The sequence below is a fragment of the Tomitella biformata AHU 1821 genome (assembly GCF_000524475.1).
Taxonomy (GTDB): domain Bacteria; phylum Actinomycetota; class Actinomycetes; order Mycobacteriales; family Mycobacteriaceae; genus Tomitella; species Tomitella biformata.
Genome location: NZ_BAVQ01000023.1, coordinates 73347 through 85891 on the forward strand (window position 1 = coordinate 73347; position 12545 = coordinate 85891).

10 protein-coding genes, 1 tRNA gene and 1 riboswitch are annotated in these 12545 nt (G+C 68.0%); of the genes, 5 read left to right on the top strand and 6 right to left on the bottom strand.

Going from position 1 to position 12545, the window contains the following annotated elements:
• Positions 1-32: 32 nt before the first annotated feature.
• The gene (locus TBIF_RS09140) at positions 33-656 is read right to left on the bottom strand and encodes a hypothetical protein (protein WP_024794514.1); all 624 of its coding nucleotides are present in this window, start codon (positions 654-656) and stop codon (positions 33-35) included.
• A gap of 1088 nt (positions 657-1744) precedes the next feature.
• Here TBIF_RS09140 and TBIF_RS09145 point away from each other — a divergent pair.
• The 3 genes from TBIF_RS09145 to TBIF_RS09155 are packed head-to-tail and all read left to right on the top strand — an operon-like array spanning position 1745 to position 3662.
• A complete protein-coding gene (locus TBIF_RS09145; protein WP_235174610.1) occupies positions 1745-2068 on the top strand; it encodes a Dyp-type peroxidase in 324 nt (107 codons plus the stop codon).
• Positions 2069-2100: 32 nt separating this feature from the next.
• Positions 2101-2724 (top strand): TetR/AcrR family transcriptional regulator, encoded by a 624-nt coding sequence (locus tag TBIF_RS09150; protein WP_051461443.1) that lies wholly within the window; start codon positions 2101-2103, stop codon positions 2722-2724.
• A complete protein-coding gene (locus TBIF_RS09155) occupies positions 2724-3662 on the top strand; it encodes a TauD/TfdA dioxygenase family protein (protein WP_024794517.1) in 939 nt (312 codons plus the stop codon). Before TBIF_RS09150 ends, TBIF_RS09155 begins: the two co-directional genes overlap by 1 nt.
• Here TBIF_RS09155 and TBIF_RS09160 read toward each other — a convergent pair.
• The 4 genes from TBIF_RS09160 to TBIF_RS09175 all read right to left on the bottom strand — a co-directional run bounded on the left by TBIF_RS09160 (position 3589) and on the right by TBIF_RS09175 (position 11350).
• Positions 3589-6174: an AMP-binding protein gene (locus TBIF_RS09160; protein WP_051461444.1), complete on the bottom strand. Its 2586-nt coding sequence runs from the start codon at positions 6172-6174 to the stop codon at positions 3589-3591. The two genes, TBIF_RS09155 and TBIF_RS09160, sit on opposite strands and share 74 nt — an antisense overlap.
• Before the next feature lie 54 nt (positions 6175-6228).
• On the bottom strand, positions 6229-6912 hold the full coding sequence (locus tag TBIF_RS23305) for a nucleoside triphosphate pyrophosphohydrolase (RefSeq protein WP_051461445.1): 684 nt from the start codon (positions 6910-6912) through the stop codon (positions 6229-6231).
• Positions 6913-10497, bottom strand: a complete 3585-nt coding sequence (gene mfd / locus TBIF_RS23310) for a transcription-repair coupling factor (RefSeq protein WP_038170592.1) — start codon at positions 10495-10497, stop codon at positions 6913-6915.
• 127 nt (positions 10498-10624) lie between these two features.
• Positions 10625-11350 carry a TetR/AcrR family transcriptional regulator gene (locus tag TBIF_RS09175; RefSeq protein WP_051461446.1) on the bottom strand — a complete coding sequence of 242 codons (726 nt, stop codon included), beginning with the start codon at positions 11348-11350 and terminating at the stop codon, positions 10625-10627.
• A 156-nt stretch (positions 11351-11506) separates the two neighbouring features.
• On the opposite strand from TBIF_RS09175, the gene TBIF_RS09180 reads away from it, so the two are divergent.
• Positions 11507-11577 (top strand) — tRNA-Gln (locus TBIF_RS09180).
• Positions 11578-11622: 45 nt separating this feature from the next.
• Here TBIF_RS09180 and TBIF_RS09185 read toward each other — a convergent pair.
• Entirely contained in the window at positions 11623-11841 is a 219-nt protein-coding gene (locus TBIF_RS09185; RefSeq protein ID WP_148302217.1) for a hypothetical protein, read from the bottom strand.
• Positions 11842-12149: 308 nt separating this feature from the next.
• Positions 12150-12214: riboswitch (guanidine-III (ykkC-III) riboswitch) on the top strand.
• A 10-nt stretch (positions 12215-12224) separates the two neighbouring features.
• On the opposite strand from TBIF_RS09185, the gene TBIF_RS09190 reads away from it, so the two are divergent.
• Positions 12225-12539, top strand: coding sequence for a DMT family transporter (locus tag TBIF_RS09190; protein ID WP_024794521.1), 315 nt, complete (start codon positions 12225-12227; stop codon positions 12537-12539).
• The last annotated feature ends 6 nt before the right edge of the window (positions 12540-12545 follow it).

Consider the following 12545-nt stretch of genomic DNA (forward strand, 5'->3'; position numbering starts at 1 on the left):
GCAAATATGAGCGCCACACTACTTGCGTCAGATCAGCCCTCGAGGCCGGGAAGCAAGTTTCCCAGGCTTCCGCCACCCAAGCTTCCGAAGATGCTATCGGGGCTGTCGGAGCCGTCTTCGGTGGTCGGGCAGCCGGTGACGGTGATCGTTACGACTTTTTGGTAGATGTCATCCGTATGCAGGACCCCGCCCTGGTACACGCCGAACTCGACCTCGTGCGTGCCAGTCTCATTCCGCTCCACGCCAGGCAGCGTCTTAACTTCGTCCGTGTTTGCGGTGGGAACAATACGGGACTCGGTCAGGTCGACGGTGGCCTCGTTGGCGGCAACCGGGTAGGGATTGGCCCTACCTGCGATGGCGTCGGCGATGGCCTGGTTGCTAACGACCACCGGGCGATACGCGGGGCGCGGGGCGCTGATATTGAAGTTGGCGTCCTCGCCGTCGACTCGGTAGTCAGCGCGCCAGTTCGACCGCCCATCCGACAGGTCCGTGAGCTCAAACGTGGCGGTGCAGTCACCGTTGTCAGTCGCGGCGATCTCGAAACGATTTGGCTCGACGATCGGCTCAGCAGCCCCGGCGATGCCGGGGAAGATCAGCGAGCCAGCCAGGGCCACGGCGCCAACGCCAGCGAGGAGCGGGGTGCGGAATGCACGCATTCAGATCACAACTCTTTCTGTTCATTCAGACGGATCCAGATCGTCCGTTTGGAGAAAATTACCGAAAAATATCAACTGTCCAGCAGATTTCCAGAGCGATAAATTTCGCCCCGGGCTGCAAATCCAAACAGAACAATAACATGCACCTCACGAGAAAAGACTCTTCAGGCAAAGTCCGGCCTAAAGTATGATGCGGTGCCGGATGAATCAATACCATGCCCTATGATGAAATTTTCAAGCAGCAAAGATCCGCTCTCACCCCGGCCTCAGCGGGCCCCTGCCACCCGAAGAACCGCATTCGCAGGCGGCGGATGAGGGGACACTGACACCGAAGGCCACTCGGCACGCGGGCCCAGGCACCGCCTCCGACCCCCTACCCAGCGGCCGCACACGCCGCAGTGGACCCGCACAATATCTTATCTACCACTGGTTACGCGACAAGGCGGGTGCCCAGCCCGCGACCTGCTGAGGTCACAGCCTCGCGTGACGGCAAGCATCGCATGCACTTCACCCACGAGGAGCGGGCGCGCCCAACCGGCAGGGCCATACCTGACACCTAGTTGAACACTTGACCACTATAAAATCTCCGTTGCAGATTCTTGGATCGCACATCGGCAATTCACATAAAATGCAATACAAATTTGATTTTCACCTCCGTGAACCACACCACCGGCAGTTGGCCATCCAAATAAATCATTTCTCCAGGAAGCCCAGGACCCAACCGTCCAGAAGGTGGACATTTCCATACCCACCGAGGGGAATTCGGACGTCCAGGATCAAACTTCCCGCCGCGATTAGGTGATATTGATCAGTATTATCTGAGGTCCATAAAGCCCGAGTACGCTGCCTCGATTCTGCGCACGGGAGCGGGCCCGGCGCCCAGTGTCGGCGTCGCCGTCGCGCCGCCGGGAGTCCCCTCGTGGGACACCCACGGTCCCGCATCGCACAAGCTCGACCACGCTGTCGGACTAGGAACCGCTCCCTCTCCGGCGCGTGTCGGCACGCTGCTAATTCTCACCCTCCAAACCCCGCAGGTCACGGTCCACGTATTACGCAGTTTCGCCCGCATGGGCCGCTGAGCCGTGACGATGCGCAGGATGCAGGAGGGCTTCGGCCGTGCGTCGAGCATCTCCGGGGACCAGGAGTGGATGCGGGGCGGCAGCTACCTCGTCGCCCGCAAGATCGCCATGAGCATCGAGACGTGGGACTCGGACGCCCTCGCCTACCAGGAACGCGTGTCCGACGGCACGCCCGCCATGCACCCGAATTCCTATGTGGCCCTGACACACCCGGACAACAACGCCGGGGTCAACACCTGTCCAGCTCGGCATTCGCGTGCCCGCCCGGCATGCGGGGCGAGGTCGACTACTGGGGCAGCGCTCTCCTGGGCCGGTGACTGGACTCGCGATTGACGGACTAAGTCACGTTCCTTAATGTGGCCGTTATGACCGAGACCACTGCCAGGCCCAGCCCCGCCCGCGCCGCGATGATCGACGCGGCCGAGCGGATCGTGGCCGAGCGCGGCCTGTCCGAACTGACCCTGCGCCAGGTGCAGATCGCGGCGGGACAGTCCAACAAGTCGGCCGCGCAATACCATTTCGGCTCCCGCGACGGGCTCATCACCGCAATCCTGGAGGACCGCGTGGCAGGCGTGGAGCTGCGCCGTCGAGAGATGCTGGACCGCGTGGCGCAGCCTGGCCCCCGCGACCTCGTGGCCGCACTGGTGGTGCCGCTCGCCGAGCGGATCCTCTCGCACCCGAACAGCACGTATGGACGGTTCCTCGCCCAGTCCATGCTGGATCCCGAACTCGCCGATCTGATCCAGGCGCACCTGCTCGCCCGCGGTTTCCTGGAGGTGCAGCAGCGACTCCGGGTGTACTCCGCGCTGCCATTCGACGTCGCGTCGTGGCGCGTCGACAGCCTCGCCGGCTACGTGATCGGCGCGCTCGCCGCCGCCGAGGCGCGGCCTCTGCACACCCTCCCCACCGACGTCATCACGGCGAGCCTGATCGACGCCTGCCTGAACATCCTCACCGGTCCACAGTCCACCCCTAGGAGCAATCGCTGATGACCAGCCTCGTCCCCGCCACGCCGATCTACCGGACTTCACCGACGGACCCGCTGATCATCCACGGCCCCATGATCTCCCCGCACCGCCCGGATCCCGCGCCATATGAGCGGATCACCGTCACCCCCGCGGGCACGACCATCGGCGCGGAGATCGGCGGGCTCACCCTCTCGGGCGACCTCGACGAGGAGACCCTCGCGGAGCTGCGCCGGGCATTGCTGGAGTGGAAGGTGCTGTTCTTCCGCGACCAGGACATCGACCGCGACTCCCACCGCGAGTTCGCCCGGCTGTGGGGCGACCTCGAGCAGCACCCCTTCTTCAAATACACCCAGCCCGGCCAGACCGAGGCGGACGTGACCACCCTCGCAAAAGGCATAGACAGCGCCGGCGTGGAGAACTCCTGGCACAACGACGTGACCTGGCATGCGACGCCGTCGTTCGGCGCGGTGCTGCGCGCTGTGGAGCTGCCCGAGCGCGGCGGGGACACCCTCTTCTGCGACACCGCGGCCGCCTACGAGACGCTGCCCGACGCGGTCAAAGCCCGCATCGACCACCTCACCGCGGAGCATGACTGGCTGCACGCGTTCGGCAACGGCATGCCCAAGGACGCCGTCGACCTCCTGCGCCCCAACCTGCCGGCCGTCCAGCATCCGGTGGTCCGCGTGCTCCCCGAGAACGGCCGCAAAGTGCTGTTTGTGAATTCCGTGTTCACCACCCGGATCCTGGGCGTCTCCGAGGAGGAGTCCAACGAGCTGCTCGCGATCCTGTACCGGCATGTGCAGCGCCCGGAGTTCCAGGTGCGTCTGCGGTGGCAGCCGAACACGGTCGCGTTCTGGGACAACCGCTCCTGCCAGCACTACGCCGTCAGCGACTACTTCCCGCAGCGACGGGTGATGGACCGGATCTCGATCGTCGGGGACGTGCCAGTAGGGCCCTGACGCCCCGCTCGGCCTGCTCCACCACCTGCCAGTAGACGAGCCCGACGCCAACACACGCCGCCACCGCCAGCCAGGTGTGCCCCGGGATCTCGGGGTACACCTGGAACTGGGTGAGGTAGATGTACAGGGATGCGCCGGCCAGCAGCCCGGCGATCCGGTTGACCAGGCCCGGCAGCCGCACCGTCGGAACCCACAGCAGGAGCAGCAGGCCCCCGAGGAGCACCGTGTCCCGCTCGGCGGTCTCGAAGAAGCCCGGCACCGCCAGGACCGCGACGATGGTGACCGCCAGTCGATGGCGCACCGTCGTGCACCGGGCGATAAGCCAGCCCAGCGCGAACAGCCACAGCACCGCCGGCGCCAGGAACATGTACCCCGGCCCCTCGCTGTGCGCGGCCACCAGGATGCGGAGCACCAGCCCGACGGCCATCAGCGCCGACGGCAGGACCAGGGGATGTGTCCGCTCGAGGGCGTCAACGCGCCGGAACGCGAACAGCGCCGCGAGTCCCAGCATGAGATAGACGATGGACTCGATGAACCAGTATTGCCAGTTGAACCACCACTCACCGTGGTACGAGTCGGGTCCGAAGAGCTGCCGCACCAGCAGCACGCTGTCGAGGCCATAGTTTCCCGTGGCCCAGGCGGCCCCGCCGATCCAGGCGATCGCCGGCACCGCGATGCGCGCGGCGCTGACCAGCAACGGCCGGCTGGGAGACCCCGTGCGGGAACGGGCAAGCTGGAACCGCGCGAAGTTGAACCCGGCCACCGCCATCAACACGTGCGCGCCGCCGTAGAGCACGAAGACGCCCACATGCGAGCTGATCACCAGCAGGATCGCCACCGCGCGCAGCAGGACGCTCATCTCGATCGTCCGTAGCCAGCGCCGGCCGCCCCCGGCCGCAAGATCGAACTCCCCCAGCGCAATATTCTGCCAGTCCCGCGGCAGCCGGCCGAGCGACTTCTCCAGCCGCAGCGACATCCGCACGTAGGACAGGGAGTCGCCGCCCAGGCTCACGAAGGAGTCGGTATCGCGCACCTCGCGCACGCCCAGCATCGACGCGTAGAGCTCCTTGAGCCCGGCCAGGTCCACCTTGTCGACAGCCTGCTCGTCCGCGCGATTGGCGGCGAGGAACGCGGTCATCGCCGCGTAGTCGGGCTTGCCGCTGGAGGTCCGCGGCAGTGCCTCGACCTCGAACACCCGCACCACCGATTCCGGCAGCCCGGCAGCCGCCGCGGCTGCGGATCGAAGCTGCTGATCTCGCTCGGTTCGCGGAGTGGGGGCGGGAGGCGTCGGGGCCTCGACGATGACCGCCAGCCCCTCATCCGAGCCCACGCAGGAGAGCGGCAGGCCTTCTCCCAGTGCTGACTCCACCCGCTGCAGGTCGATGCGCAGGCCGAAGATCTTGGCGAACCTGCTGCGGCGCCCCACAATTCGGAACAGGCCGTCCTCCCCGCAGGTGGCGAGGTCGCCGGTGCGCAGCTCGGCCAGCTCCGCGCCGAGCGCCAGGTCGGCGGGCGTGAGCGCGTAGCCCATCATCACGTTGGGGCCGGTGTAGACGAGCTCACCCGCCCCCGAGCCCGCGCCTGCATCCGTCCCCGAGTCCGGCACCGGGTCCACGCGCAGTCGCCCGCCGGGGATGGCCCTGCCGATCGCGTCCGGCGCGTCCATCGCGAGCTCTGGCGGCAGGTAGGCCATGCGCGCGGTGGCCTCGGTCTGCCCATACATCACGTAGAGGTCCCAGCCGCGCCGCTGGCCGAGGGCCGCGTAATTCTGCACCCGGGTCGGGGCCATCCGCCCGCCGGCTTGGGTGAGGTAGCGCAGGTGCGGCAGGTCCAGGTCCGCGAAGCCGATCCGCTCGAACAGGTCGAAGGTATAGGGCACGCCGGCCAGGCCCGTGACCCGCTCCTCCCGGACCAGCCGCCAGAAGTCGGGGTCGGTCACGGAGCGGTCGGACAAGACGACAGTGGCCCCGCGCAGCAGATAGCTGTGCAGCACCGAGAGTCCGTAGCAATAGTGCATCGGCAGGGTGGTGATGGTGCGGTCATCGGCGCCGAGGTTCAGGTACTCGGCGATCGACTCGGCGTTGGCCTGGACGTTGGCCGCGGACAGCCGCACCAACTTCGGCGATCCGGTGGAGCCCGAGGTGCTCAACAGCAGCGCCAGGTCGGGGTGCAGGTCCGGCGCAGGGCCGCCATGTCGCGTGATCCGGCCCCCAGCAACGGTGATCCCCGGCCGGTAGGCCTGCGCCACCGCATCGCCCGCAGACGGGTTGTCGCCGGGCGCGATCAGGACGGGGTGCCCCGCGCAGAGTGCCGCGAGGTAGGCGATCACCGAGTCCAGGCTATTGCCGGCGGTCAGCTGGACCAGCGTGCGGCGCGGCCCCAGGAGCGCGGCGAAGGCGTCAACACGCTGCGCGAGCTCGGCATAGGTCAAGCGCTGCGCGCCGTCGATGATGGCCAACCGGTCGCCGTGCCGGATGAGATCGGTCGCCAACGGCACGGCTCCGATATTCACTAGGGCAACTCTCGACGGGCTCAGCACCCGGCCATCATATAAGGGTTGCTATGCCTAATCCGCGGCGCGCCAGCGGCGGGGCCAGGAGCTGGCGCCGCCGTCCAGTTCGTGCGCGATGGACTCCGCCGTGCGCACGGTCGCCATGAACGCGAGCACCGCGGCCCGCAGCCGGTCCTCCGCGTCGCCATCCCTGCCGCCCTCCTCTGGATAGCCCAGCTGCACGACGCGCAACTCGCCCGGCAACAACTCCCCGGGGAATCCGGCCGCCCGCACTCGCGTGAGCACCTTCTGGGCCAAGGCCAAGGCCGGCGCCGCCGTGATGATCCCGTCGAGGCAGGACTCGCGCGGCTTCTCCGCCGCCTTGCGCTCCTGCCACATCCGCTCACGCTCGATCTCGTCGATCACGTTGCCGTCGTCGTCGAGGATGCGCGGCGCGCGAGAGCGCAGCTTGGCCACGAGCGCGTCGGCGACGTCGTCGATGGTGAAGGGGTCATCCAAGTCCTCCTCCGCGATGCGGGCGTGGAAGAGCACCTGCAGCAGGAGGTCGCCGAGCTCCGAGCGCAGCTCCGTCCGGTCGTCCCCGGCCAGCGCGTCGAGCAGCTCGTACGCCTCCTCGAGGAGGTAGGGCCGCAGGGTCTCGTGCGTCTGCGCCACCTCCCAGCTGCCGCCGCGGAGCCGGTCCATCTCGGCGACGGCAGCGAGCAGCCGCTCCCCCACCAACCGATCGCCCGGCGCCATCTAGCGCGCCTCTGCGGGGGCGCCGCCGGCCAGGTTGATCATCCCGGCCGGCTTGCCGTCGAGGGCCAGTAGGAAGTCGACGACGAACTGCAGCAGCGCCACATCACGCAGTCTCTCCGAGCCGATGCCGCCGGTGCGCGGCATCGGGATCTGCACCGCCGACGTCGTGGCCCGGTACGTCGCGCCCGGGTAGATGCGCTTGAGCCGGATCTGCTTCGAGTCCGGCAGTGCCATCGGCGAGACCTTGACCTGGGTGCCGGCGACGGTGACATCAGTGACGCCCTGCTCGCGGCACAGCAGCCGCAGGCGCGCGACGGCGACGAGCCGGAGCACCTCCTCGGGCAGCGGGCCGTAGCGGTCGATCAGCTCATCGATGACGGCGAGCACGCCCGGCTCATCCGCGGCGGCCGCCAGCTTGCGGTAGGCCTCGAGCCGCAGGCGGTCCCCGCCGATGTAGTCGGGCGGGATGTGCGCGTCGACGGGCAGGTCGATGTGCACGTCCTTGACCTCGTCGTCCGCGGTGATCGGGGTGCCGTCGGCGATGGCCCGGTAGGCCTCCACCGCCTCGCCGACGAGGCGGATGTAGAGGTCGAAGCCGACCCCGGCGACGTGGCCGGACTGCTCCGCGCCGAGCACGTTGCCGGCGCCGCGCAGCTCCAGGTCCTTCATCGCCACGGCCATGCCGGCGCCCAGCTCGTTGTTCTGCGCGATGGTCGTCAGGCGGTCGTATGCCGTCTCGGTGAGCGGCTTCTCCGGCGGGTACAGGAAATAGGCGTAGCCCCTATCGCGGCTGCGCCCGACGCGCCCGCGCAGCTGGTGTAGCTGCGAGAGGCCGAGGGTGTCGGCGCGCTCGACGATCAGCGTGTTGGCGTTGGAGATGTCCAGGCCGGTCTCGATGATCGTGGTGCACACCAGCACGTCGAACTCGCGGTTCCAGAAGCCCTGCACGGTCTGCTCGAGCATCTCCTCGCCCATCTGGCCGTGGGCCACAACAACACGAGCCTCGGGCACCAGTTCGCGGATCTTGGCGGCGGCCTTGTCGATGGAGCTGACGCGGTTGTGCACGTAGAACACCTGGCCGTCGCGCAGCAGCTCGCGGCGCAGTGCGGCCGCGACCTGCTTGTCGGCGTAGGCGCCCACATACGTCAGGATCGGGTGCCGCTCCTCCGGCGGGGTGAGGATGGTGGACATCTCGCGGATGCCGGCCAGGCTCATCTCCAGGGTGCGCGGGATCGGCGTGGCGGACATGGTGAGCACGTCGACGTGGGTGCGCAGCGCCTTGATGTGCTCCTTGTGCTCGACGCCGAAGCGCTGCTCCTCATCGACGATCACGAGGCCGAGGTCCTTCCAGCGCACCGCGGTCTGCAGCAGCCGGTGGGTGCCGATGACGATGTCGACCTCGCCGTCGGCCATGCCCTCGAGCGTCGCGCGGGACTCCTTCGGATGGGTGAAGCGCGAGAGGCCCTGGATGTTGACGGGGAAGCCCGCCATCCGGTCCATGAAGGTCTGCTGGTGCTGCTGGGCCAGCAGCGTCGTCGGCACGAGCACCGCGACCTGCTTGCCGTCCTGCACCGCCTTGAACGCCGCGCGCACCGCGATCTCGGTCTTGCCATAGCCGACGTCGCCACACACGACGCGGTCCATCGGGACCGCCTTCTCCATGTCGGCCTTGACCTCGTCGATGGCCGTCATCTGGTCCATCGTCTCGGTGAACGCGAACGAGTCCTCCATCTCGCGCTGCCATGGGGTGTCGGGCGCGAACGCGTGGCCGGGGGCGGCCTGCCGCTTGGCGTAGAGCTGCACCAGCTCGCCGGCGATCTCGCGAACGGCCTTGCGCGCCTTGGTTTTGGTGTTCGTCCAATCCGAGCCGCCGAGACGGCTCAGGCTCGGCAGCTCGCCGCCGACGTAGCGCGAGAGTTGGTCTAGGGCCTCCATGGGGACGAACAGCCGGTCCCCGGGCTGGCCCCGCTTGCCGGCGTACTCGAGCACCACGTACTCGCGCCGGGCGCCAGAGATCACGCGCTCGACCATCTCGACGAAGCGGCCGATGCCGTGCTTGTCGTGCACCACCATGTCCCCCGCCGTCAGCGCGAGGGGGTCCACCTGGTTGCGACGTTTGGCGGGCATCCGTCTGCCGTCGCCGATGGCCGCGACCCGGTTGCCGGTCAGGTCCGCCTCCGTGACAAGCACCAGCCCAGCGTCGGGGAGGACGAGGCCGCTCTGCAGCGCGCCGCGCACCACGGATACCCGGCCCCGGACAAGATCCGCCGGGGACTCCATCACAGCGGCCGGCACGTCGGCGTCCGCGAGGCGGCCCAGGATCCGGTGCGCGGTGCCTGCGCCGCCCACGACGATGGCCGCCCGGCCGCCAGTGCCCACATGGGCGCGCAGCGTCGCGAAGATCGTCGAGATCTGCTCGTCCGAGCCCCGCGCGGTGGGCGCCGCGGTGACGGCGAGGACCAGTTCCTCTCCAGAGCCGGACTCGAGCGGGGTGATCCCCCACCACGGGACGCCGTGCTCAAGGGCCGAGGTGCGGACCTGGTCCAGCGCCCGGTACGCGGAGGCGGACAGGTTCATGCCCTTGGGGTCGATCGGCGAATCCGCGCCCGTCGACGCGGCGCTCCACGACGCCTCCAGGAACTCCTGACCGGTCCGCACCAGGTCGGTGGCGCGCGTGCGCACCCGCTCCGGGTCGCACAGCAGCACGTGGGTGCCAGCCGGCAGCACCTCCGTGAGCATCGACAGCTCCCCCGCCAGGGCCGGCAACAGCGCCTCCATGCCCTCGACGGGGATGCCGGCGGAGAGCTTGTCCAGCATCTCGACCAGTGCCGCGTCCTCCTGGTGCGCCGCGGCGAGCTCGCCGGCGCGGATCCGGATCGGCTCCGTCAGCAGCAGCTCGCGGCACGGCGGGCCGATGAACACCGGCAGGTCCACTTCGCCGAGCGAGCGCTGGTCTGCCACCGAGAACGCGCGCAGCTCGGTGATCTCATCGCCCCAGAACTCGACGCGCGCGGGGTGGTCGGCCGTCGGCGAGAAGATGTCGAGGATGCCGCCGCGGACGGCGAACTCGCCGCGCTTGCCGACCATGTCCACGCGGGTATATGCCAGCTCGACCAGCCGGGTGATCAGCACGTCGTACTCGTGCTCCTCGCCCACCCGCAGCACTACGGGCTCCACCTCGCCCAGTCCCGCCGCCATGGGCTGTACCAGGGAGCGGACCGTCGACACGATCACCTGAAGCGGGGGCCCGTAGACGGCGTCGTCTGGGCGCGCGAGCCTGCGCAGCACCTGCAGGCGGCGTCCGACGGTGTCCGCGCTGGGACTGAGGCGCTCATGCGGCAGCGTCTCCCAAGACGGGAACTGCACCGCCGCGTCGCCGATGAACTCCTGCAGCTCCCGCGTCAGGTCGTCGGCCTCGCGGCCGCTGGCCGTGACGATCAGCACCGGGGCCTGCTGGCCCAGCGCCGTCGAGACCAGCGAGCGCGACGCGTTGGGCGCGACGATCGTCAGCTCCGGAGTGCCGGCCCTGTCAGCGACACCGCGTAGCGCGCTGTCGGCGAGCGCCGCCTCGGCGATCACGGGCATCAGTGCCACAGCAGGGGGGTTTGTTGCAGATGACAACGAGAGGACTCCTCGAATCGAGCGCGGCCGACCTGTGCCTGGGTGACCAACGGGTGGGTGTCCAGCAGGGCGGACGAACGCTTCGACGAGTTTAGTCCTCGTCCTCTTCCTCTCCGCCCTGGACCTTGAGTGTGCTGCCGAATTCGAGTGTGCGCGGATCCAAGGTGGGCTCCGCGTCCAGGTGCAGCAGCCCGTTCCAGCACAGGTTCACCAAGTGCGAGGCCATCTCCTCCTTGGCGGGCGTGCGCACGTCCAGCCACCAGGTCGCTGACGTCGACACGACGCCGACCAGCGCCTGCGCGTACAGCGCGGCCAGGGCCGGGTCGAAGCCGCGCCGCTCGAAGTCATGCCCCAGCAGGTACTCGACCTGGCCGATCGCCTCGTTCAGCAGGCTCGAATACGTGCCCTCCGCCGCCGCCACCGGCGAGTCCCGCACCAGGATCCGGAAGCCGTCCGTCGATTCCTCCACATACGTCAGCAATGCCAGCGTCACCCGCTCCAGGCGCAGCCGCGAGCTATTGCGGGCCAGCGCCCGGTTCGTTGACAGCGACGACGTGATGGCCTTATTCAGCTTGGCCATCTCGCGGTCCACCACCACCGCGTAAAGGCCCTCCTTGCCCCCGAAATGCTCGTAGACAACGGGCTTGGAGACCTGCGCGCGCTGGGCGATCTCCTCGATCGACGTCGCCTCGTAGCCCCGCTCCGCGAACAACGCGCGGCTGATTTGGATCAGCTGCTCCCGCCGCTGCGTGCCAGTCATCCGGACGCGGCGCACTGCGGCAGGACTGCCGGCGGCCGGACGTGGGGGAAGCGCCATGGTTCGACTCCGATGCTGGACAAGGTGGACAGATCTGGCCCCGATACGTGTTTCAGACCACCCTAGGCGGCGCCCGCACGGGACTCGACTCGACCCGGCCATGCCCGGCATGCCAATATCTAGGACGTGCGCGTGACTTCGCGCCTGCAGTGATGATCCCCCGTGGTGTAATGGCAGCACAGCGGCTTTTGGTGCCGCTTGTCTAGGTTCGAGTCCTGGCGGGGGAGCAAATACAGGCTTGACCTCGCATGGGCGAGCCAATCTCCACCGTTCTAGCGGACCTCGCGCTGGACCGTGGACGCGTCCGCCGCAGCATCAGCCTGCTTACGGCCGAGTACCCGAGAGCCCCAGAGCAGGAATCGGGACGTGCGCGTCGGATGGCCGAGACGGCGCTGTAGGAATCGTCCGACTAGCGATAGCCCGGCGGCGACCACCGGGACGAGGACCGACATGATGACCCACCGTCGGACCGGCTTCCCAAAAACATCCACATATCGCCTCCTGGATTTGAGCAGTTGCCGAAGCGTAACTGCGAACTCAAACCCCGTCAGCGCAACTGCTGCCAGCCTCCTATGCAGGTTCCTCGGGAGAAACCGGTCCACCCTCGTTCTCCCAGCGGTCCAGCGCACGCTTCTCCTGCTTTGCCGCCGACTTCCGCTTAGGCGTGAACGACTTCATTGACTTGAGTGCCTCGCTAATTCGACCCATGTTTTGCACCCTACCTGGAGTCTTTCTCCGCCGCCGAACCATTTCGGCAGGTCACAGCTTCTCCAGCGCTGCCGGGCGTGCGATGATGCTCATAGAGTCTCTCCTTGACTCCCGGACGAGCGGGGCCGTACCCGGAACGCGACAAGACGGCTTCCAAGGAGTTCTCATGGCTTGGCTAATTCTTATCGTCTCCGGTGCCTTCGAAGCCGTGTGGGCGACCGCACTTGGCAGGTCCGAGGGCTTCACGCGACTCTGGCCGACGGTCACCTTCTTCTCCGCATTGATCGTCAGCATGGCCGGCCTCGCCTATGCGATGCGCGAGCTTCCCACCGGTACGTCGTACGCCGTGTGGGTGGCCATCGGCGCCAGTCTGACGGTGATCTACGCGATGGCCTCCGGCGCAGAGTCCGTCTCGGTGTGGAAGATCGTGTTCCTACTGGGGATCATCGGCTGTGTGATCGGGCTCAAGGTCGCCAACTAGCCGCTG